Here is an 18866-nt window from a genome sequence, read left to right on the forward strand (position 1 = left end):
TTCCGGCTGTCTGTGCGCCGCCAGGGACTCGAACCCCGGACCCGCTGATTAAGAGTCAGCTGCTCTAACCAACTGAGCTAGCGGCGCCTGCTGACGTGGAGAACATTACCTGGTCAGCAGCCGAAACTTCCAATCGGGCCCGCCCGGCCCCCGCGCCCTCACGGGGTGAGGACGACCTTCCCCCGGACGTGCCCGGTGCCGACCAGCCGGTGCGCCTCCGCGGCCCGCTCCAGCGGGAAGGTGTCGGCGATCTCCAGCCGCAGCCCGCCCGCCTCCCAGAGCTCGACCAGCTCGCCCAGCCGGGCCGCCGTCCGCTGCCCCCGCAGCGTGCGGAGCCCGAGCCGCTCGGCCGTGGCGTAGTCGACGACGGTGCCGATCCGGTCCCGGTCGGCGACCAGCTCGACGGAGGCCTCCAGCGCCCCGCGCCCGGCCGCGTCGAAGGCGGCGTCCACGCCCTGCGGCGCCACCGCCCGCACCCGCGCGGCGAGCCCCTCGCCGTACGTGACCGGGATCGCCCCCAGCTCGCGCAGGTAGGCGTGGTTGCGCTCGCTCGCGGTGCCGATCACCGTGGCGCCCCAGGCGCGGGCCAGCTGGACGGCGACCGTTCCGACCCCGCCGGAGGCGCCGTGCACCAGCACGGTCTCGCCCGGTCCGACCTTCAGCTCGCTGAGCCCGATGTGCGCGGTCTGCCCGGAGGCCGAGAGCGAGCCCGCCTGTTCCCAGGGCATCGCGGCCGGCTTGGCGACCAGGTGGGAGGAGTCCACCGTGACGTGGTCCGCGTAGCTCTGCAGCAGCCGGAAGCCCAGGACCTCGTCGCCGACCTCCCAGCCGAAGCTGCCCGCCCCGAGCTGGTCGACCACCCCGGCGAACTCGTTGCCCGGCACCACCGGCAGCTCGACCCGCACCCCCGGGGGCGACCAGCCCTCCCGGACGGCGAGGTCGGCAGGCTGCACCCCGGCCGCGTAGACCCGGACCCGGACCTCGCCCGGTCCGGCGGAGGGGGTGGGCACCTCGGTCACCCGGAGTACCTCGGGGCCGCCGAAGCGGGGGACGGTCACTGCCTTCATGCGGAGTTCCTGCCTCTCTGTCAGACCCTCGGATGCGCTCCTCCGATGATCAGACTTGAAGTGCGGTTGAAGTCAACCCCGTTCGGCGTGTTGCGGCAGTTGGGTGCATTGTCAGATTTATCCTGGACGGCGGCCCGGGCCGCACGGCCGGGGTCGCCCTGCTCGTCCGTCGCCGAGAGGAACCCCCGTGGGTCAGCTGCCCCTGCTCTTCCTGGTGCTGCTCGCCTCCGTGGTGACCATGCCGCTCGCGCGGAGGACCGGCGTACCGCAACCGGTGCTGATGACGCTGCTCGGCATCGTCATGGCGATCGTGCCGCAGATCCCGGACATCGCCATCGACCCCGCGCTGATCCTCCCGCTGGTCCTGCCGCCGCTGATCTTCGCCGTCGCCCGGCGCTCCTCGGTCCGCTACTTCCGGGCCAACATCCGCTCCATCCTGCTGCTCGCCGTCGCCCTCGTCGTGGTCACCACGGCCGCGGTGGCCGGCGCCGTGCACTGGCTGCTGCCCGCGCTCCCGGTCGCCGCCGCCGTCGCGGTCGGCGCGCTGGTCTCCCCGCCCGACCCGGTCGCCGCCGTCGCGGTGGCCGGCAGCGTCGGCCTGCCGCGCCGACTGGTGGCGGTCCTGGAGAGCGAGGGCCTGTTCAACGACGTCACCGCGATCGTCATCTACTCGCTGGCCATCGACGCGGTGGTCGGCGGCGACTTCTCGGCCGGCCACGCGGTCGTCCGCTTCGTGCTCTCGGCCGTCCTCGCCGTGGTCATCGGCGTCGCCCTCGGCTGGACCAACGCCAAGCTCGCCTCCCTCCTGGAGGACCCCACCCAGCAGGTCGCGCTCAACCTGTTGGTGCCGTTCGCCGCCTACGGCCTGGCCGAGGAGATCCACGGATCCGGGGTGCTCGCCGTCGTGGTCTGCGGGCTCTACCTCGCCGAGCGGGCCGCCGACGCCGACGCCGTCTCGTACCGGCTGGTCGGCAACGCCTTCTGGGAGATCGTCGAGATCCTGATCACCGGCGTCGCCTTCGGCCTGATCGGCCTGGAGCTGGCCACCGTCCTCAAGGAGGCCGGCAACGGCTGGACCAGCATGCTCGGCGACGCCGCCGTGGTGATCGCCGTCGTCGTCCTGGTCCGGCTCCTCTGGCTGCTGCCGGCCGGCTGGCTCACCAAGAAGCTGCGCGGCGGGACCGAGGAGGACATCCCGATCAGCTGGCAGGAGAGCGTGGTGCTCTGGTGGTCCGGGATGCGCGGCGTCGCGACCGTCGCCCTCGCCCTGGCCATTCCGCTCACCGTCGACTCCGGTGCGGCCTTCCCCGAACGCGGCCGGCTGGTCTTCATCGCCTTCAGCGTCGTCCTGTTCACCCTGTTGGTCCAGGGCCTCACCCTGCCCTGGCTGGCCAAGCGGCTGCACCTGGACATCGACCACGACCGGCACGAACAGGCGGTGCGCCAGCTCTGGTGGCGGGCCGCCAAGGCCGGCCTCACCCGGCTCGGCGAGCTGGAGGAGCAGGACAAGCTGCCCGCCGAGGTCGCCGACCGGCTGCGGGACCGTCAGCACGACCGGCTGGCCCGGCTCTGCCCGGAGAAGTACGCCGAGGAGGACGCCGCCGAGGCGAAGCTGAGGCTCATCAGGTGGCGTGCCGCGTACGCCGTCGAGCAGGAGATGATCGCCGCCTCCCGGCGCGAGGTGCTGGCCGCCCGCAGCGAGATCGGAGCCGACCCCGAGCTGGTCGACCAGGTGCTGCGCGGGCTCGACCTCCGCTCCGAACGGAAGTGACGGGACGTCCGGAAACGACGGCACGGTGTGGCGGCGGTGTCGGGGAGGTGTCGGCCGGGCGTCCGGCGGCGACGTCGGCGCGCGGCGGTGGAGCGTCGACGAACGGAATGTGCGCGGGCGGTCCCGGCGTTGCATAGGCTGGCCCCGGGCAAGGCCGTCAACGATGTCGGCGCACCACCAGTACCCGCACGACCTCGCGAAACCCTCCCGCCTGGCCCTGCCGGTATCTGCACCCAGATGAATCGAGGAGCAACCGATGTCGGAGACCCGTGCCGGCGCCCGTACCCCGCTGGACCGCACCCCGCAGTGGGCCGCCCTCGGCAAGCACCGCGCGGAGCTGGGCGAGACGCACCTGCGCGAGCTGTTCGCCGCCGACCCGGAGCGCGGCCGCCGCTACACCCTCCAGGTCGGCGACCTGCACGTCGACTACGCCAAGCAGCTGGTCACGGACGAGACGCTGACCCTGCTGCGCGAGCTCGCCGAGGCCACCGGCGTCGCCGCGCTGCGGGACGCCATGTTCCGCGGCGAGAAGATCAACACCACCGAGCAGCGCGCCGTCCTGCACACCGCGCTGCGCGCCCCGCGCGGCGCCGTCATCGAGGTCGACGGCGAGAACGTCGTGCCCGCCGTGCACGCCGTGCTCGACAAGATGGCGGCCTTCGCCGGGCAGGTCCGCAGCGGGGAGTGGCGCGGCCACACCGGCAAGCGGATCAGGGCGGTCGTCAACATCGGCATCGGCGGCTCCGACCTCGGCCCCGCCATGGCCTACGAGGTCCTCCGCTCCTACACCGACCGCGACCTCGACGTCCGCTTCGTCTCCAACGTGGACGGCGCCGACCTGCACGAGGCCGTCCGCGACCTGGACCCGGCCGAGACGCTGTTCATCGTCGCCTCCAAGACCTTCACCACGATCGAGACGATCACCAACGCCGTGTCGGCCCGCGACTGGCTGCTCACCGGCCTGGACGCCGGCGTCGAGGCGGTGGCCAGGCACTTCGTCGCGCTCTCCACCAACGCCGAGGGCGTCGCCGACTTCGGCATCGACACCGCCAACATGTTCGAGTTCTGGGACTGGGTGGGCGGCCGCTACTCCTACGACTCGGCGATCGGCCTCTCGCTGATGATCGCCATCGGTCCGGACGCGTTCCGCGAGATGCTGGACGGCTTCCACCTGGTCGACGAGCACTTCCGCACCGCGCCGCCCGAGGAGAACGTCCCGCTGCTGCTCGGCCTGCTCGGGGTCTGGTACGGCGCGTTCTTCGACGCCCAGGCGCACGCCGTGCTGCCCTACTCGCACTACCTGTCGAAGTTCACCGCCTACCTCCAGCAGCTGGACATGGAGTCCAACGGCAAGTCGGTGGACCGGGACGGCAACCCGGTGGGCTGGCAGACCGGCCCGGTGGTCTGGGGCACCCCCGGCACCAACGGCCAGCACGCCTACTACCAGCTGCTGCACCAGGGGACCAAGGTCATCCCGGCCGACTTCATCGGCTTCGCCGAGCCGGTCGCCGACCTGCTGCCCGGCCTGGTCGCCCAGCACGACCTGCTGCTGGCCAACTTCTTCGCCCAGACCCAGGCGCTGGCCTTCGGCAAGACCCCGGAGGAGGTCGCGGCGGAGGGCGTGCCGGCCGAGCTCGTCCCGCACAAGACCTTCAAGGGCAACCACCCGACCACCACCATCCTGGCCGGCCGGCTGACCCCGTCGGTGCTCGGCCAGCTGGTCGCGCTCTACGAGCACAAGGTGTTCGTCCAGGGCGCGATCTGGAACATCGACTCCTTCGACCAGTGGGGCGTCGAGCTCGGCAAGGTGCTCGCCAAGCGGATCGAGCCGGTGCTGCTGACCGGCGAGGGCGCCGACGCGCTGGACAGCTCCACCGCGGAGCTGGTCGCCCGCTACCGCTCGCTGCGCGGCCGCTGAGGGCTCCGGCAGGGTCCGGTCCCGGTGGGGCCGTCCGCTTCGGCGGGCGGCCCTGCCGTTCCGGTGCCCCTGCGCTCCTGTGCTCCTGTGCTCCTGCCAAACGCCGGAAGGCCCCTCGCTTTCGCAAGGGGCCTTCCGGCTGTCTGTGCGCCGCCAGGGACTCGAACCCCGGACCCGCTGATTAAGAGTCAGCTGCTCTAACCAACTGAGCTAGCGGCGCCTGCTGACAGAGAAGACTTTAGCAGTGGGGCACGGCCCGGCCAAAATCGAATATCCGCACCCCGGGCGGACCGCCCCTCCCGGCGGCTCGGTCGGGCTCAGCCGGTGCTCAGCCGGTGGGCAGGGCCGCCGGCTCGGCCCGGGCGGCCGGCTCGCGGGTGGCCCGGACGCAGGCCCAGAGCACCACCGAGGCGCCCGGCAGCCACGGCTCCCGGCTCTCCGGCGCGACGATCCACCGGCCGGCGCCCAGCCCGGGGGAGTCCGGGCTGTTCACCATCCGCTGCACGGGCGGAACGGTCACCGCGTCGCCGCGCCCGTGGCAGAGCAGCGGCGGGACGTCCCGGGCCCACTCCTCCCAGGCCAGCAGCCGGCGCAGCCGGGCGGCGGTGCCGGGCTGGACGAAGAGCAGCGTGCGCCCCCGGTAGGCGGCGACCGGCCCGCAGCCCGGCCCGGAGGCCCACAGCTCGTCCAGCACCCGGCGGCCGAACAGCGACGGCATGCTGATCACGTCGAAGGCGCGCCCGCAGGGCAGCACCGAGGGCGCCCACGGGCGTGACTCCCACAGGGCGCGCATACTGCGCGGGTACTCACTGGCGGAGGCCAGCCAGGCCTCCCCGGCCACGGTGACGTACTCCACCGACTGATACGTCCAGATGTCCACAGAGAGCAGCGTGGAGCGTCGGGTGCGTGGCCGGGAGGGAAAGAGCTGTTTGCCGGACAGTGCGGCGGGGAGCGGCGTACCCTTCCCCGGCGCATATGCCAATGGCGCAGTTGCCGCCGTGCAGCGGCGGCCGTCAGTCGTCGTGGCGGCGGGGCTGGAGCAGACCGCGGCCGTACTCGATCATCTTGGCCGCGTAGTCCGGGGTCCAGTCCGCCCGCTCCGCGATCTCGGAGTCCGAGAGCGCGTCGAACCGGCGGGTGTCCGCCAGTTGTGCGGCGGCGACCGCCTGGAAGTCGGTGGCCCGCTCGGCCGCCGCGCGGAACGCCAGGGCCAGCTCGGTGGAGCGGCGCAGCAGCTCCGCCGGGTCGTCGATCGACTCCAGATCGAAGAAGCGCTCCGACTCCGGCTCGGCGGCCTGCGGCTCGAACAGGAGCTGCACGGGCCGCCGTCGCGGGGCGGACGCCTCACCGGCGCCTGCGCCGCCCGGACCGGCCGGCGCAGGCGCGCCGCTCGGGTCGGAAGCCTGGGCGTGGGAGTCGGGCATGGACGGACACCTCCGGGTGCTCGATGGGGGCGGACGACGGCCGCCGGGAACGGCGTCGCCCGGTCGTGGCCGTCGTCCATTGTCTCGCGGCGATGGCCGGTAACGGAACGGTGCAAGTCCGGGCGCTATTCCCGGGGTGCGCGCCCGGGCTGTGCTCCCCGCGCCGGCCCGCCACCGGCTACTCCCGGTGGCGGCTCGGGCGCAGGCGGGGCTGTTGCGGCTCCGCCGGGGCCGGCCGCGGCGGAGGACGGCCTCCGCCCCGACTCGGCGGGTCCGACCGACCGTCCGGCCATCCGCCGGACCGCCCGACCGTCCGCCCTCCCGTCCGTCCGTCTCACAGCCGGACGCGGTGCCCGGCGAGGTGGTGCAGCACCTGGTGGTTGGCCTCCCAGCCGTCGGGGAACTTGACCGAGACTCCCAACTGCACCGGCTCGGTGGACGGATGCTCGTCCAGCAGCTCGGCGATCCCGGCCCGGGCCACCACGATGCAGGCGTGCCGGTGGCGGGAGGCGAGCACGCAGAGCCGGCCGGTCTCCAGGTGGAACGCGGTCGCGTCCGGCCGCCCGGACAGCGGGTGCAGCACCACCGTGACGTCGTACTCGCGCCCCTGGAGCCGGTTGGCGGTGTCCACCGTCACGGCCGGCCCGGCGGTCGGGTCGACCGGGACCCCGGCCTTGACCAGCGCCGCCCGGACGGCCGCCGCCTGGTCCCGGTGGGCGGTGCCGACCGCGATCCGGCCGGGGGTGAGCGGTGCGGACCCCTGCTCGGAGTGGGCCGTGAGCCCCCGCTCCAGCAGCCGCCGGACGGTGGCGGCCACCGCCGCCACGGCCTGCGGATCGGTCCGGACGGTGTGCCTGGCCGGCAGCTCCAGCAGCGCCCAGCCGTGCTCGGCGGCCCGGTCGATCGCCGCGTCCAGGGCCGTGCCGTCCGGCCGCACCGCGGCGGTGAGCCGCCGCTCCCCGGGCCCGGTGCCGGAGCGGAACGGCGTGTACGGGTAGAACGCGCCGGAGATCAGCGGCGCCGCAGTGGCCGGCAGCCGCCAGGAGACCGGCAGCCGGTGCGGCTCGATCTGGGGGTTGTGCGCCAGCAGCGTCACCACCGCACTGCTCGACGGGTCGTACGACAGGCCCGCCCACTGCTCGGTGCCGACCACCGTGAACGGGTCCAGCTGGCCGGGGTCCCCGACGAACAGGGCCCGCTCGAACAGCCGGGCCACCGCGAGCAGCGCGTCCGAGCGCATCTGGTACGCCTCGTCGACGATCGCGTGCCGCCACGGCGCCTCGGCCTTCACCCACTGCCACTTCGCGGCGGTCGAGATCACCACGTCGAGCTCGGCGAGGTCCGCCACCTTGTCCGAGGGCGTCACATTGGCGTGGCGCAGCACCTCGGGCCCCGGGCGGGAGTCGGCCGCGTGCAGCCGGCCGATCGTCAGGTCCGGTGCCTTCTCGGCCAGTCGGTCGACCAGGTCGTCGACCTGGCCGTTGGTCTGGGCGACGATCATCAGCCGCTCGCCCGCCCCGACCAGCTCCCGGGCGGCGCGCACCACCAGGGTCGACTTGCCGGCCCCGGGCGGGGAGTCCACCACCACGCCGCGCGGAGCGCCGACGGCCGGGCGGACGGTGGCCTCCAGGATCCGGGCCACCGCCGCGTCGGCGGCCGCGCCGGGGTCCTGCTCGCTGCTCATCTGCCGGGTCACTCCCACTCCTCGAAGGCTGCGGACGCGGTGGCGGACGCCGCGGCGGCGGACGCTCCGGAGGCCGTGGGTGCGACGGCGGGTGCGGCGCTGCCGGGCGGGCCGCCGTGCGTCCACGGGGTGTCGTCCGGCTCGGGCAGCGGGGCGGACTGGCGGACCGTCAGCTCGAAGAGCGTGAAGGTGACCCGCTCGCCCGGCTCGGGCAGGCTCCCCGGCTCGGGCTCCTTCTTCCGGCCCATGCCGGAGAGCACCCGCAGCGTGATGGTGCCCGCAGCCGGGTCGACGGCGACGATCCGCGCCTTCTGCGCGCTCGGGCCGTGGACGCGGTGCGCCTCCCGGCCGAGGTCGGCGTGCGGCCGGTCGGTGGTGCCGACCGTCACCAGCGGGCGCGGCTTGGGGGAGCGGCCCGAGGTGTCGTAGTCCGGCACGACCTCCGTCACCACGCCCGAGAACGCCTCGCCGGCCAGCCGGTGCTCGGCCATCGCCAACGGGTCGTCCAGCGCCTCCTGCACGTCCAGCCGGGCCTGCTCGCGCTCGCGCTGCGCCAGCTTCCGGGCCGCCGTCACGGCGTCGTCCTGCCGGGGCTGCGGCGGCTCGCCGGCCGCCAGCCGGTCCCGGTGGCCGGTGTAGGACCAGCGGTCGCCGGTCCAGCGTTCCTCCAGGTGCCCGGCGGGCGGCAGCGTACGCAGCAGGTCCAGGCCCGTCCAGACGTCGTGCCAGGTGGGCAGCAGCACCTGTTCCAGCACCGTGCGCAGCTGCCCGACGGCGGTCCGGACGGCGGCCCGGGCCTGTTCGGCCGTCGCGTCGTCCTGCTCCTCGGCGCCGTGCCCCCCGGTGCCGTGCAGCAGGGTCGCGGCGGCGGCGTCGTACCGGGCGATCGCCGGGCCGAGCACCAGCTCGTCGAAGCGCGGGTCGGTGGCCGGACCGGCCGGCGGGTGGAGCAGCTGCCCGCGGTCGTCGCGCGCGGACTCGGCCAGCTCGGCGGCCTCGGCGCCGGACAGGCCCGGCGGCGGCGCGTGCCAGGCCAGCCGGGCGGCCAGGTGCTGGTCCTCCAGGTGGCTCTGGCCGGTCGCCCAGTGCCGGGCGAGCAGCCCGGTCATCGGCAGCAGCAGGCTGGTGCCGGGCACCTGGGCCCGGTCGGTGAGGTGGGTCAGCCAGCGGCCGAGCAACGGCACCCTGGCCGGCGCCGGGTACGGGCCCGGCTCGTCGTCCTCGACGGTGCGGCGGAACCGGGTGGACCGGCCGATCAGGGAGAGGTGGTGCACGCCCGCGCCGTTCGGCACGATCAGCTGCGGCGCGTCCGTGCACAGCTCGCGCAGGACCACGGTCTTCTCGCCGGTCTCGGAGTCCTTCTCGGAGCCCTCGATCTGCTCCACCCCGTCGGCGAAGGACTCCAGGTAGGGCAGCAGGTCGGCGGCGACCTCGGCCAGGTAGTCGAAGCGCAGCGTGCGGTTGAGCGGCTGCGGGACGAAGTGCAGGCGGGGCGCGGAGCGGTCGGTGCCGAGCATCACGGCCAGCGGCGCGCCGGCCTCGCCGGCGGCGGTCAGCGGGACCACCACCATCGGGCGCTCGGAGAGGTGCCGGTGGCGGACGGTGGCCAGCGGCTCGGCCCGGCCGCTGCGGACGGCCTCCAGCCGGGCGAGGGTGCCGAGCAGGCTCATCCGGCGGCCCCCGGGGCGGTCGGTGCAACGGTGCGGCCCAGTGCCTCGGCGCGGAGCGCGGCGGCGTAGGCCAGCCGGGCGGCGGCCTCGCCGGCCCCGGTGGTGTCCTCGCCGGCGTCCTCGGTCTCGTGGGTCGGGTCGCCGGCGCCGGATTCGACGGCCTCGTCGGCTTCGGTGCTGCGGGTCTCGGCGCCGGCGGCCTTGGCGCTGGCCGCGGCGGTCCCGGTCCTCCCGGGGTCCTGGGCGCCCTCGGCGGCGGCCAGCGCCGCGGTCACCGTCCGGATGGTGCCCAGCTCGCCGCGCACGCCCCGGCCGAGCTGCTCCACCCGGTCGCCGCAGCGGGCCTCGGACCGGCAGTGGAAGCCCAGCTCGCAGGCGGACAGGCAGTCCGGGCTGTAGGCGGCGGGGACCGCCTCGACCGACGCGGCCAGCTCCTGGCCGGAGCGGGCGGGCACACCGTCCTCGCCGGGCGCGAGGTCGAAGCCGACCCCCGGTGGCAGCGCGTCCAGCAGGCGGCCGATGCCGGTCATCCGGCTCAGCTGGCGGCGGGTGGTGGCCAGCTCGCGCCGGACGTCCACGGGGACGGCGGTCGGCCGGTTGCTGAAGTCCTTGGGGCAGACGAGCAGCACGCTCAGCCGCGGACTGCCCGGCAGCCGCTGTTCGGTGTAGGGGTCCGGGTCCACCGGGCGGCCGGCCAGGCCGGCCGCCGTCTCCTGGAGCGCCAGCACGTAGACGGCGGCCTGACGGGCGGCGGCGCCGACCTTGGCCGGGTCCGCGCTGCCGTCCAGCACCGGGAAGGACTTGATCTCGACCACGGTGCACCGCCCGCCGTGCACCACCACGGCGTCCGGCTCCAGGTAGGCGGTGCTCCCGGCCACGTCGAGCCGCAGCAGCGGGTGGTCCAGCAGCGTCCAGGCCTCCGGGTCGGCGGCCGCCTCGGCCAGTGCGGCCGTCGTCCGCTCGGCCCGGACGGCCGGGCCGGAGCGGCGCAGCAGGTCGGGCACGGTGAGCGGGGCGCCGCCCTCCACGGGGAGGCCGAGGTGGCGGCGGAGCGGCTCCAGCAGGGCCGCGTAGCCGTCCTCCTTCAACCGGGACTCGAAGATCACGCCGCGCGCGATGGCGAAGGGCGACTGCCCGAACGGCGCGGGCCGGCCGAGCCGGGCGGCCAGGGCCGACTTGTCGACCCCGGCGGCGTCGAGCACCGCGCGGCGCTGACAGCCCGGATTGGCGGCGAGCGCGGCGAGGGCGCGGGCGGTCAGGCTGCGCTGCGGCGCAGGACCGCGAAGCTCGGCGAGCCGCTGGGCGAGCGGCTCAGAGGGCCCGCGAGGCGGGACGTTCGTCGAGACGTTCATGGTGCGGCCCAGTGTCGCATCCGGGTCCGACAATCCGGTCCGGCCCGGGCGATCCGGTCCGGCCCGGGCGATCCGCGGCCTTGCGGGTCGAACCGTGGGCAACCGCGGCCTTGCGGGTCGATTCGGGCGGTACCGGGAGACGGGCGGAGCGGGGGCCGGGGGCAGGGCGTGCGTCCGCGCCGAAGCCGGGGTCGGTGCCGGTGGTCGGTGCCGGCGGTCGGTGTTGGGCGTGGGGCCGGGCGCCGGGGACGGTGTCCGCCGCGGTGGCACGGGGGTGCCCGGCCCGGGATCGTGGGCGGCGGAGGAGTGAGGGATCATGGAGCCCCGGTGCTCAATGGTGAGACCGACCGTTGCCGCCGCCCCGCCGCGAGGAGCCTCCCATGCCCGCCCGAATCGTCCTGGTCCGCCACGGCGAGACCGAGTGGTCCGCCACCGGCCGTCACACCGGCCGGACCGACATCCCGCTGACCGAGGAGGGCCGTGCGATGGCCCGGGCCCTCGGCGCCCGCCTCGCCAAGGCGCCCTGGAACGGCCTGCCGGACGCCCTCGTCTACACCAGCCCGCTCGACCGCGCCAAGGAGACCTGCGCCCTGGCGGGCCTCGGCGACCGCGCCGTCGACCGCCCCGAACTGCTGGAGTGGGACTACGGCCAGTACGAGGGCCGGACCGGCCCCGACATCCGCGCCACCGACCACCCCGGCTGGCTGATCTGGCGGGACGGCGTGCCCGGCGGAGAGAAGCTCTCCGACGTCGCCGCCCGGGTGGACTCCTTCCTCGCCGACCTCAACGACGAGCACGGGGTGCCCGCACAGGACACCACCGTCATGCACTGCGCCGACCGCGACGTGGTGCTCTTCGCCCACGGCCACCTGCTGCGCATCCTGACCGCCCGCTGGCTCGGCCTCCCGCCCGAGTACGCGCAGCGGTTCAAGCTCGGAACGGCCGCGCTCTGCGTGCTCTCCTGGGAGTACGGCGCCCCGGCGGTCGAGGTCTGGAACGACCTCGGCCACCTGGAGGGCCTGAAGCACTGAGGCCCGACCGGCCGTACGACCGACGCCCTCGGGCCCTCCCGACGACTCGCCGGGAGGGCCCGAGGGCGTTTCGGGTGGCGGGTGCACCGGCCGGCGGGCCGACCTGACCCGGGTGTCCCGGCTCAGCCGTTCCGGCCGCGGTGTCCCGGCTCAGGCGGCCGACGCCAGGTCGTAGTCGGCCAGGAACCGGCCGACCTCCGTGACGCCCCGGTGGGGGCGCAGCCGGTCGGCGGTGTCGGCCAGCATGCTCCTGATCCGCGCGGAGCGGACCTCGCCGAACAACGCCACGGCGGCCGTGCCGTGGTGGGCCGCACCGGCCAAGTCCCCCCGGCCGAGCCGGTCGTGGGCGAGCTCGGCGGTGTACAGCACGCGGTTGCGGACGAAGTGCGGTTTCTGGAGCCTTATGGCCAGCCCGGCCTGCTCGCTGGCGCGGTCCCAGTCGCCGAGGGCGGACCAGCACTGGGACTGCAGCCCGGCGATCTCGGCCTCACCGAAGAAGGACATCCACTCCGGGTCGGCCTCGGAGGGGCCGCGGTCGAACAGCCGGTACGCGCGCGCGAGCGCCCGGTCGCAGGCGGACCGGTCCTGCAGCAGCGCCCAGCCGCCGGCCTCGCGCATGGCGAGCAGCGAGAGCAGCCGGTCGGAGTCCAGGCTCCGGGCGGCGGCCTGCCCGGCCTGGGCGGCACGCAGCGCCTCGCGCGGTCGGCCGGCGTCCCGGGCGAGGAAGGCGCTGTTGCAGAAGACGTGTGCCTCCAGGGCGGCGTCGCCCGCCATCCGGGCGGTGGCCAGGGCCTCGGCGTAGAGCGACCGGGCGTCCGCCATCCGGTTCGAGTCGTGCGCCAACCAGCCGACCGAGATGGCCAGTTCGCCGGCGCCGGCCTGGAGCCTCCGCTCGGTCTCGGCGCTGTAGTCGCCCTCGTTGAGCAGCACGTACGCGGTGCGCAGCGACTGCCCGGCCCGTTCGTACAGGGCGTCGGCCCCGTGGGCGTCGTCGGCCAGCCGGATCTCCCGGACGGCCTGTTCGACGCCGAGCACCTCGGCCGCGCCGACCCTGCGCGGCGGCGGGACCGGCCCGGGCCTGCCGGGCACGAGGGCGGACCCGGGGTCGAACAGCGTGGGGGCGGGGTCGAACCGGGCCGCCCCGGAGCGCGGTTGGGCCGGGATGAACGCACCCGCGGCGGTCCTGCCGGCGGCGGGTGCGGCCGGGCCGGATGCGGCGCGGGCGGGTCGGGCGGTGGCGGCTTCGGCCGGCTGGTCGATGCCGATCACGGTGGCCAGCGCGGCGGAGCCGCCGGCCAGGAACGTACGGCGACGCACGTCGTCGTTCTCCTCGTCGAGATGGTGCGGTCCAGCGGGCCCCCGGGGTGGCTCCGCGGGCCTCGGCGGCAAGGGCCCGTCCGGTGGGGTTGCTTCCGCGTACGGCGAGGCAGCGTACGGGAGTTGGGTGGAGAGCGGAGAGCGCGGGGCGGGCAGGGGCGGGAACGGCGGGTGGAGCGGGGGTGGCACGGGCCCCCCGCCGCCGTCCGCTGAGCGGCGGCGGACGGCGGTGCGGGGGGAGAACCCGAGTTCGGTCAGTGAGCGGTCCGGCCACATGTGCCGGAAGACCCTCTCGTACGCGTAGTTGGGACAGCGGATCTCACCGGACTCGACCCGCCCGACGTAGCGGGCGTCGCAGGAGACGTGCTCGCCGATCTCGCGGGCGGCCCGGCGCACGGCCATGGCGAACTCGCCCGGCGAACGGTCGCCGCGCAGGGCGCGCATCACGGTGTTGGGTGACGGGCGGTTCGGCTCGGCCGGTGGGGTGGCTGCCATGATGCGCTCCGTGGTCGTGCTGGGGGCGTGCCGGGGTGGTTGTGCCGGGGCGGTCGTGCCGAGGCGGTCGTGCCGGGGCGGTTGTGTCAGGGTCGATCCTGCGCGGGGTGGGTGGACCGGCCGACCCGCTCCGGGGTGGGGTCGGGGCTCGGCGGATCGGGTGGGCCGACCCGCCTTCGCGGTCCGCCCGGGGGATCCGCCTCGGGGGTCCGCGTCAGGGTGTTGCCGGGGTTCGGTCGGGGGCGGGGTGGTCCGGTCCGGTCGGGCCGGTGGGTCGGCGCCGGTGGGTCGGGGGCCGGCCGGGGGGCTGGTTGCTGTGGGGCCGGCTGGTGTACGGGGCTGGTTGGTCCGGCTCGGGGTGCGGGTGGGCCCGGTGGGGCCGGATGGACCACCGGGCTCGCAACCGACAGTACCGGGAGTCACCGATCAGGCACAGCGAGTTGGTGGCTGATCTCCTGTCAATTGCGGGCAAACCAGACGTTGTTGCCGGGATCTGCCATGAAATGCCATGCCTTGCTGTAAGGCGCCCCGTGGCCTGGAGCGGCTCCCCGGCGTTGTCCTGATACGTGGAAGCCCCGGTCTCCGCCCAGGCCCCGCCGTTCGCAGCGGCGGCCCCCCACCCGCCGGGCGGTGGCGCTTCCGATCGGACGAGGTGACAGGAGGGCCCGTGATGGCCACCGGAGTACCGCAGTACCACCGCCTGGTCGCCGGAGGGGTGCTCGCCGGCGCCGTCCCCGCCCTGTCGCCCGAACCGGCCGACGACCGCGGTCCGGGTCGAGGGCCCGTCGAGGGCGGTCGCGTCCCGTGCGGCGGCAGCGGGCCGTTCCGCCGCCTGGCCCCGGACGCCGACGGCGCGGTCGGTACCGGCTGCGACACCGTGACGGTCGCCCTGCGGCACGGCCTGGAGGCGGTCGACATCCTGCGGCTGCGCCGGGCCTGCGGTGCGGTGCTGCAGAGCCGCAGCGGCAGCACCGTCTCCTTCCTCGTCCCCGCCGGCACCTCGGAGACGTGGCACCTTCCCGGCAGCTCCTGTACGGCGGGTGCCCTGATCCCGCCCGCCACCGATCCGCGCTGGGTGATGCCCCCGGCCGGCGCCGACCGCTGCGTCCGCCCCACCGACGCCTGGGTTCTGCGCTCGGCCCTCTGCGAGGCCGCCTGCACACTGACCGCGGGCGGCCTCGGCCCGTTCTGAGACCATCGGCCCGGTCCCGCCCGCCGCCACCCCGCTGAGCTGCGGAGCCGTCCGCCGACCCGGCGATAATGGCCGGTATGGGACGAAGCAGCAGGGCCGGCCGAAGCGCCGACAAGGGCCGTACGGCGACGGAGCCACAGCCGGCGGCCACCGGCCCCGGCGGCCGGACGCACGCCCAGGGCCCGCTCACCCGTCCCGTCGGTTCCGGGCTTGCCGAACTGCGCCCCGACCGCGACCGTCCCGCGGCCTGGTCGCTGCTGGTCGACGGCGCCCCGCAGTCCATGGTCGACCTCGCCGACCCGACCCACCTGGGCTTCGAGTACCAGCGCCGGCTCGGCCACCTGATCGACCTGGTCGCCCCGCCCGGCCGTCCGCTGACCGTCCTGCACCTCGGCGGCGGCGCCCTCACGCTGGCCCGTTACGTCGCGGCCACCCGCCCGCGGTCCCGCCAGCAGGTCGCCGAGATCGACACCGCGCTCACCGAACTCGTCCGCACCGAACTCCCGCTGGAGCGCGGCTGGCAGATCAAGGTGCGCGGCTCGGACGCCCGCAGCGTCCTGGAGCGGACCCCCGAGGGCACCGTCGACCTGGTGATCGCCGACGTCTTCTCCGGGGCCCGGGTGCCCGCCCACTGCACGACCGTCGAGTTCACGACGCTGGCCGCCAAGGCCCTGGCCCCCGGCGGCTGGTACGCGGTGAACATCGCCGACGGCTCGGCGCTGCCGTTCGCCCGCTCGCAGATCGCCACCCTCGGAGCGGTGTTCCCCGAACTCTGCCTGGTCGCCGACCCGGCGGTGCTGCGGGGCAAGCGCTTCGGCAACCTGATCCTGGCCGCCGCGCACGCCCCGCTCCCGCTCGCCGAACTGGGCCGCAAGGTGGCCTCCGACGCCGCCCTCGGCCGGGTCGAACACGGCCGTGCCCTGGTCGACTTCGCCGCCGGCGCCGCCCCGGCCACGGACGCCACCGCGGCACCCTCCCCGGCCCCGCCGCCGGGGGCCTTCAGCTGAGCCCCGACCGAGCCCTGTCCGAGCGGGCCTCGCCCGGGCGGCCCCGCTCCGGGCCGCCGCCCACCCGCCGGCCCGTGCCCGGCGGGAAGTCCCAGGTCGCACGGGCGCCCGCCGTCCGTCCCGGTTAACCGCTTGGCGAACGGCGGCCGCCCGCCGAGAATGGGCGCGCCTGTCCGGAATGCGGACGGCGGGGGTTGGACGGGAGGAGCGAGGGTATGCGGATCAGACCGGCCCGGCCGGACGAGGCGGAGCAGCTCAGCGAGCTCGCCCTGCGCTCCAAGGCGTACTGGGGCTACGACGAGGCGTTCCTGGAGGCCTGCCGGGAGGAACTGACCCTCGATCCCGCCGGGATCGAGCCGCGCCGGACGGCGGTGGCCGAGGCCGACGGTCGGGTACTGGGCTTCGTCACCCTCGTCGGGAAGCCCCCGGAGGGCGAGTTGGGCATGCTCTTCGTGGAGCCCGACACCATCGGCCGGGGTGTCGGCCGCAGCCTGGTCGCGCACCTGCGGGCGCAGGCCGCGGCACTCGGCTTCCGCCGGCTCACCCTCGACGCGGACCCGAACGCCGAGCCGTTCTACCTCGCGATGGGTGCCACCAGGATCGGCACCAGCCCGTCCGGGTCGATACCCGGCCGCGAACTGCCGCTGCTCGCCCTGGAGATCGCCGCGACCGCCTGAGTCCCCGACGCGGACCGGCCGCCGGCGCTCGGGCGTGCGGTGGTGGCGTGCGGTGGCGGTGGCGGTGGCGGTGGCGGTGGGGCGGCGTGCGGCGGGGGCGGCGGCGAGGTGGCGATCCGGGCCGAGTGGCGGACGGCCGCCTCAGTGCCCGCGCGGCAGTCCCCGGTGCTTGCACATCGCGGCGCCGGTCAGCAGCAGCCCCGCGGCGATCGGCGCGAGGACGGCCGTGCCGGTGCCCGCGAGACCGTGGCCGGCCGGAGCTGCGAGGGCGCCGGTCAGTGCGAGGTCCTCGTGCGGTGCGGAACGCTCCGGCGCGGTGGTGCGGGCGTTCCCCGCGCCGCCGGGGCCGGGCCGTCCGGCGGTCTGCTCCTGCCGCCCGCTGTTCCCGGGCGCGGGCGGTGGCGTGGCCGGAGTGTGCTGCCCGGCGTTGGGCGTGGCGGTCCGTGAGTCGGCGGAACCTGAGTGGCCGACTGCCGCCGATGCTTCTGCAGAGCCGTCGCCGCCGTCCGGGGAGACGCGCGCCGCCGTGGTGCGGGCCTGTGCGGGGGCGGTCCCGAGCAGGCCGGCGGCGATCGCGAACGCGTCGGGGACGGAGGCCCGCTGGCCCGGCAGCGGCAGGTCACCCGCTCTGATCCGGTCCTGGAGCACGCTGCCGACCGGCGCGCTCGCGGCCTCCGGGCCCGGCGCAGGGGAGGGGACGGAGCCGGCCGTGCCGGCGGGCTCACCGAGCGGCCCCGGCGAGGAGGCCTGACCGGGCGCCGCAGGATCGGAGGCCGTCGGACCGGGCGCGGCCAGGCCGGGGGAGGGTGGTTGCCCTTCGGGTGCCGCCCGGCCCGGTGCGGCCGCGCCGTCGGCATCCCGGCCCGCTGCGGCGACGCGCCCGGCTGACTCCCCGTCGCGGATCCGTCCGTCGACGGCCCGCCCGTCGCTGCCCCGCCCCTTGCTGCCCTGTCCCTCGCCGGTCCCGGGACCGGCCCGGCCGCCGCCCGGCGTCCGGCCCGCGGTGTGGCTCACCGGCTCCGGCAGTGGCGAGGCCGCCGCGTGGGCGGGTACGCCCAGTGCACCGAGCCCCCAGAGTTGTGCGAGGAGCACCCCGCCCGCCGCGACGGCACGCGGCCCGGGCAGCCACCGGCCGCCCGGGCGCCGTGCACCGCCGACGGCGCGTCGGGCGGGAACCGGGGCCTTGCTCGCGTGATTGGCTCGCACGTGGATCGAGAACGAGCGGACGGGCCGTGAGGTCACGGTCGCCGTCACGGACAGTCATCATCGCGGGTCATGGATCCACCGGTCGCGCGCCGCGGCGACCGGTTTCCCCGCGGACGGTCAGGAGCCGGAGTCGGTCAGGAGTTGGGGCGCAGGGTCCAGATGACGGTCATGACGCCGGTCACAGCGCCGTCGGCGCGGGTGATCTCGACGGTGACGGGGAACTCCGGCCGCTCGCCCTTGTCGAGCTCCGCGACGATCTCCGAGGCCGGGCGGCCCAGCACGGCGGTGGCGGTGACGGCGCCCATGGCCAGCTTCTTGTACGCGATCTCGGCGCTGACCGCGAGCGGCACGGCCCGCGAGAGCTGGTCGCTGAAGGCACCCAGGACGATGCAACCGCTCGCGGACTCGGCGAGCGTGAACATCGCTCCGGCGTGCGGCCCGCCGACGTGGTTGTGGTACTCCGGCTGGTCGGGCAGCCGGAGGACGGCGCGCTCCGGCGTCGTCTCCAGGTACTCCAGCTTGAGGGTGCGTGCCATCGGCACGGTCGAGTCGAGCAGCTGGCCGATCGAAGGTGTGGTCATGGCAGCTATGTTACTGGCAAGTAGCTTCTGGGGGCAGACCCGTCGGCAGATCTCTTGCGGAGGAATGTCGCGGGACCGCCGGGGAACCGCCCGGAACGGGATGCGCGGAAGGAGACGTACGGAAGGGGGCGGGGAACGCGAAAACGCCTGAGGGGCCGATCTCTTGAAGAGATCGGCCCCTCAGGCTCTGGGGTGAGTGACGGGACTCGAACCCGCGGCCACCTGGACCACAACCAGGTGCTCTACCAACTGAGCTACACCCACCATCTGTCCGGTCCGTTCCCGCTCTTCGCGTTCCCGTTCCGACAGGAAGAACTCTACAGGATCCGAGAGGGTGCTCGCGCCAGGGTTTCCCCCGGGCGTTCGCCGGCCCGTTCCCCGGCCCTCCCGCCGCCGCGGTACGGGGGCGGCGGGGGGGCGGGGGGGGGGTGACTCCCTCCGCGCCAGGGAAGTCTCCGCGATCGCGCGCCCGGG

Annotated in this window: 15 protein-coding genes and 3 tRNA genes; 6 read left to right on the forward strand and 12 right to left on the reverse strand. The window is 75.4% G+C overall.

Features of this window, described 5'->3' with window-relative positions:
• Positions 1–13: 13 nt before the first annotated feature.
• Positions 14–87 (reverse strand) — tRNA-Lys (locus tag ACFC1F_RS36595).
• A gap of 71 nt (positions 88–158) precedes the next feature.
• Complete coding sequence (locus ACFC1F_RS36600) at positions 159–1067, reverse strand: NADP-dependent oxidoreductase (RefSeq protein ID WP_376165059.1); 909 nt, start codon at positions 1065–1067, stop codon at positions 159–161.
• Positions 1068–1254: 187 nt separating this feature from the next.
• Here ACFC1F_RS36600 and ACFC1F_RS36605 point away from each other — a divergent pair, with 187 nt between their 5' ends.
• Together ACFC1F_RS36605 and pgi are read left to right on the forward strand one after the other, a co-directional pair.
• On the forward strand, positions 1255–2838 hold the full coding sequence (locus ACFC1F_RS36605; protein ID WP_376165061.1) for a Na+/H+ antiporter: 1584 nt from the start codon (positions 1255–1257) through the stop codon (positions 2836–2838).
• Positions 2839–3094: 256 nt separating this feature from the next.
• The gene (gene pgi, locus ACFC1F_RS36610) at positions 3095–4756 is read left to right on the forward strand and encodes a glucose-6-phosphate isomerase (RefSeq protein WP_376165063.1); all 1662 of its coding nucleotides are present in this window, start codon (positions 3095–3097) and stop codon (positions 4754–4756) included.
• 146 nt (positions 4757–4902) lie between these two features.
• On the opposite strand, the gene ACFC1F_RS36615 is transcribed toward pgi, so the two are convergent.
• The 6 genes from ACFC1F_RS36615 to ACFC1F_RS36640 all read right to left on the reverse strand — a co-directional run bounded on the left by ACFC1F_RS36615 (position 4903) and on the right by ACFC1F_RS36640 (position 10886).
• Positions 4903–4976 (reverse strand) — tRNA-Lys (locus ACFC1F_RS36615).
• 108 nt (positions 4977–5084) lie between these two features.
• On the reverse strand, positions 5085–5696 hold the full coding sequence (locus ACFC1F_RS36620) for a bifunctional DNA primase/polymerase (protein WP_376165083.1): 612 nt from the start codon (positions 5694–5696) through the stop codon (positions 5085–5087).
• 73 nt (positions 5697–5769) lie between these two features.
• The gene (locus ACFC1F_RS36625) at positions 5770–6180 is read right to left on the reverse strand and encodes a hypothetical protein (RefSeq protein ID WP_376165065.1); all 411 of its coding nucleotides are present in this window, start codon (positions 6178–6180) and stop codon (positions 5770–5772) included.
• A gap of 334 nt (positions 6181–6514) precedes the next feature.
• Positions 6515–7864 carry an AAA domain-containing protein gene (locus ACFC1F_RS36630; protein WP_209415864.1) on the reverse strand — a complete coding sequence of 450 codons (1350 nt, stop codon included), beginning with the start codon at positions 7862–7864 and terminating at the stop codon, positions 6515–6517.
• Between the two features lie 8 nt (positions 7865–7872).
• Positions 7873–9534, reverse strand: a complete 1662-nt coding sequence (locus tag ACFC1F_RS36635; RefSeq protein WP_376165067.1) for a hypothetical protein — start codon at positions 9532–9534, stop codon at positions 7873–7875.
• A complete protein-coding gene (locus tag ACFC1F_RS36640) occupies positions 9531–10886 on the reverse strand; it encodes a hypothetical protein (protein WP_376165069.1) in 1356 nt (451 codons plus the stop codon). Before ACFC1F_RS36640 ends, ACFC1F_RS36635 begins: the two co-directional genes overlap by 4 nt.
• Positions 10887–11266: 380 nt before the next feature.
• Between ACFC1F_RS36640 and ACFC1F_RS36645 the strand changes: the two genes are divergently transcribed.
• On the forward strand, positions 11267–11917 hold the full coding sequence (locus ACFC1F_RS36645) for a histidine phosphatase family protein (protein ID WP_376165071.1): 651 nt from the start codon (positions 11267–11269) through the stop codon (positions 11915–11917).
• Positions 11918–12067: 150 nt separating this feature from the next.
• On the opposite strand, the gene ACFC1F_RS36650 is transcribed toward ACFC1F_RS36645, so the two are convergent.
• The gene (locus tag ACFC1F_RS36650) at positions 12068–13729 is read right to left on the reverse strand and encodes a tetratricopeptide repeat protein (RefSeq protein WP_376165073.1); all 1662 of its coding nucleotides are present in this window, start codon (positions 13727–13729) and stop codon (positions 12068–12070) included.
• A 670-nt stretch (positions 13730–14399) separates the two neighbouring features.
• Between ACFC1F_RS36650 and ACFC1F_RS36655 the strand changes: the two genes are divergently transcribed.
• From ACFC1F_RS36655 to ACFC1F_RS36665, 3 genes are all read left to right on the forward strand, one after another.
• Entirely contained in the window at positions 14400–14921 is a 522-nt protein-coding gene (locus ACFC1F_RS36655) for a hypothetical protein (RefSeq protein WP_376165075.1), read from the forward strand.
• Between the two features lie 77 nt (positions 14922–14998).
• Positions 14999–15928 (forward strand): spermidine synthase, encoded by a 930-nt coding sequence (locus tag ACFC1F_RS36660; protein WP_376165077.1) that lies wholly within the window; start codon positions 14999–15001, stop codon positions 15926–15928.
• Between the two features lie 215 nt (positions 15929–16143).
• On the forward strand, positions 16144–16605 hold the full coding sequence (locus ACFC1F_RS36665; RefSeq protein WP_376165079.1) for a GNAT family N-acetyltransferase: 462 nt from the start codon (positions 16144–16146) through the stop codon (positions 16603–16605).
• Positions 16606–16746: 141 nt separating this feature from the next.
• Here the strand turns inward: ACFC1F_RS36665 and ACFC1F_RS36670 are convergent, their stop codons facing one another.
• The 3 genes from ACFC1F_RS36670 to ACFC1F_RS36680 all read right to left on the reverse strand — a co-directional run bounded on the left by ACFC1F_RS36670 (position 16747) and on the right by ACFC1F_RS36680 (position 18656).
• On the reverse strand, positions 16747–17697 hold the full coding sequence (locus ACFC1F_RS36670; RefSeq protein ID WP_376165081.1) for a hypothetical protein: 951 nt from the start codon (positions 17695–17697) through the stop codon (positions 16747–16749).
• 248 nt (positions 17698–17945) lie between these two features.
• On the reverse strand, positions 17946–18392 hold the full coding sequence (locus ACFC1F_RS36675) for a DUF4442 domain-containing protein (protein ID WP_209415857.1): 447 nt from the start codon (positions 18390–18392) through the stop codon (positions 17946–17948).
• 188 nt (positions 18393–18580) lie between these two features.
• Positions 18581–18656, reverse strand: a tRNA-His gene (locus ACFC1F_RS36680).
• Between the last annotated feature and the right edge of the window lie 210 nt (positions 18657–18866).

The sequence above is a fragment of the Kitasatospora sp. NPDC056181 genome (genome assembly GCF_042266225.1).
Lineage (GTDB): Bacteria > Actinomycetota > Actinomycetes > Streptomycetales > Streptomycetaceae > Kitasatospora.

Excerpts from the sequence above, each read along its gene's own strand:
- ACFC1F_RS36600 (WP_376165059.1), bottom strand. The coding sequence starts at position 1,067 with ATGAAGGCAGTGACCGTCCCCCGCTTCGGCGGCCCCGAGGTACTCCGG.
- pgi (WP_376165063.1), top strand. The coding sequence starts at position 3,095 with ATGTCGGAGACCCGTGCCGGCGCCCGTACCCCGCTGGACCGCACCCCG.
- ACFC1F_RS36625 (WP_376165065.1), bottom strand. The coding sequence starts at position 6,180 with ATGCCCGACTCCCACGCCCAGGCTTCCGACCCGAGCGGCGCGCCTGCG.
- ACFC1F_RS36630 (WP_209415864.1), bottom strand. The coding sequence starts at position 7,864 with ATGAGCAGCGAGCAGGACCCCGGCGCGGCCGCCGACGCGGCGGTGGCC.
- ACFC1F_RS36635 (WP_376165067.1), bottom strand. The coding sequence starts at position 9,534 with ATGAGCCTGCTCGGCACCCTCGCCCGGCTGGAGGCCGTCCGCAGCGGC.
- ACFC1F_RS36640 (WP_376165069.1), bottom strand. The coding sequence starts at position 10,886 with ATGAACGTCTCGACGAACGTCCCGCCTCGCGGGCCCTCTGAGCCGCTC.
- ACFC1F_RS36645 (WP_376165071.1), top strand. The coding sequence starts at position 11,267 with ATGCCCGCCCGAATCGTCCTGGTCCGCCACGGCGAGACCGAGTGGTCC.
- ACFC1F_RS36650 (WP_376165073.1), bottom strand. The coding sequence starts at position 13,729 with ATGGCAGCCACCCCACCGGCCGAGCCGAACCGCCCGTCACCCAACACC.
- ACFC1F_RS36655 (WP_376165075.1), top strand. The coding sequence starts at position 14,400 with ATGGCCACCGGAGTACCGCAGTACCACCGCCTGGTCGCCGGAGGGGTG.
- ACFC1F_RS36660 (WP_376165077.1), top strand. The coding sequence starts at position 14,999 with ATGGGACGAAGCAGCAGGGCCGGCCGAAGCGCCGACAAGGGCCGTACG.
- ACFC1F_RS36665 (WP_376165079.1), top strand. The coding sequence starts at position 16,144 with ATGCGGATCAGACCGGCCCGGCCGGACGAGGCGGAGCAGCTCAGCGAG.
- ACFC1F_RS36675 (WP_209415857.1), bottom strand. The coding sequence starts at position 18,392 with ATGACCACACCTTCGATCGGCCAGCTGCTCGACTCGACCGTGCCGATG.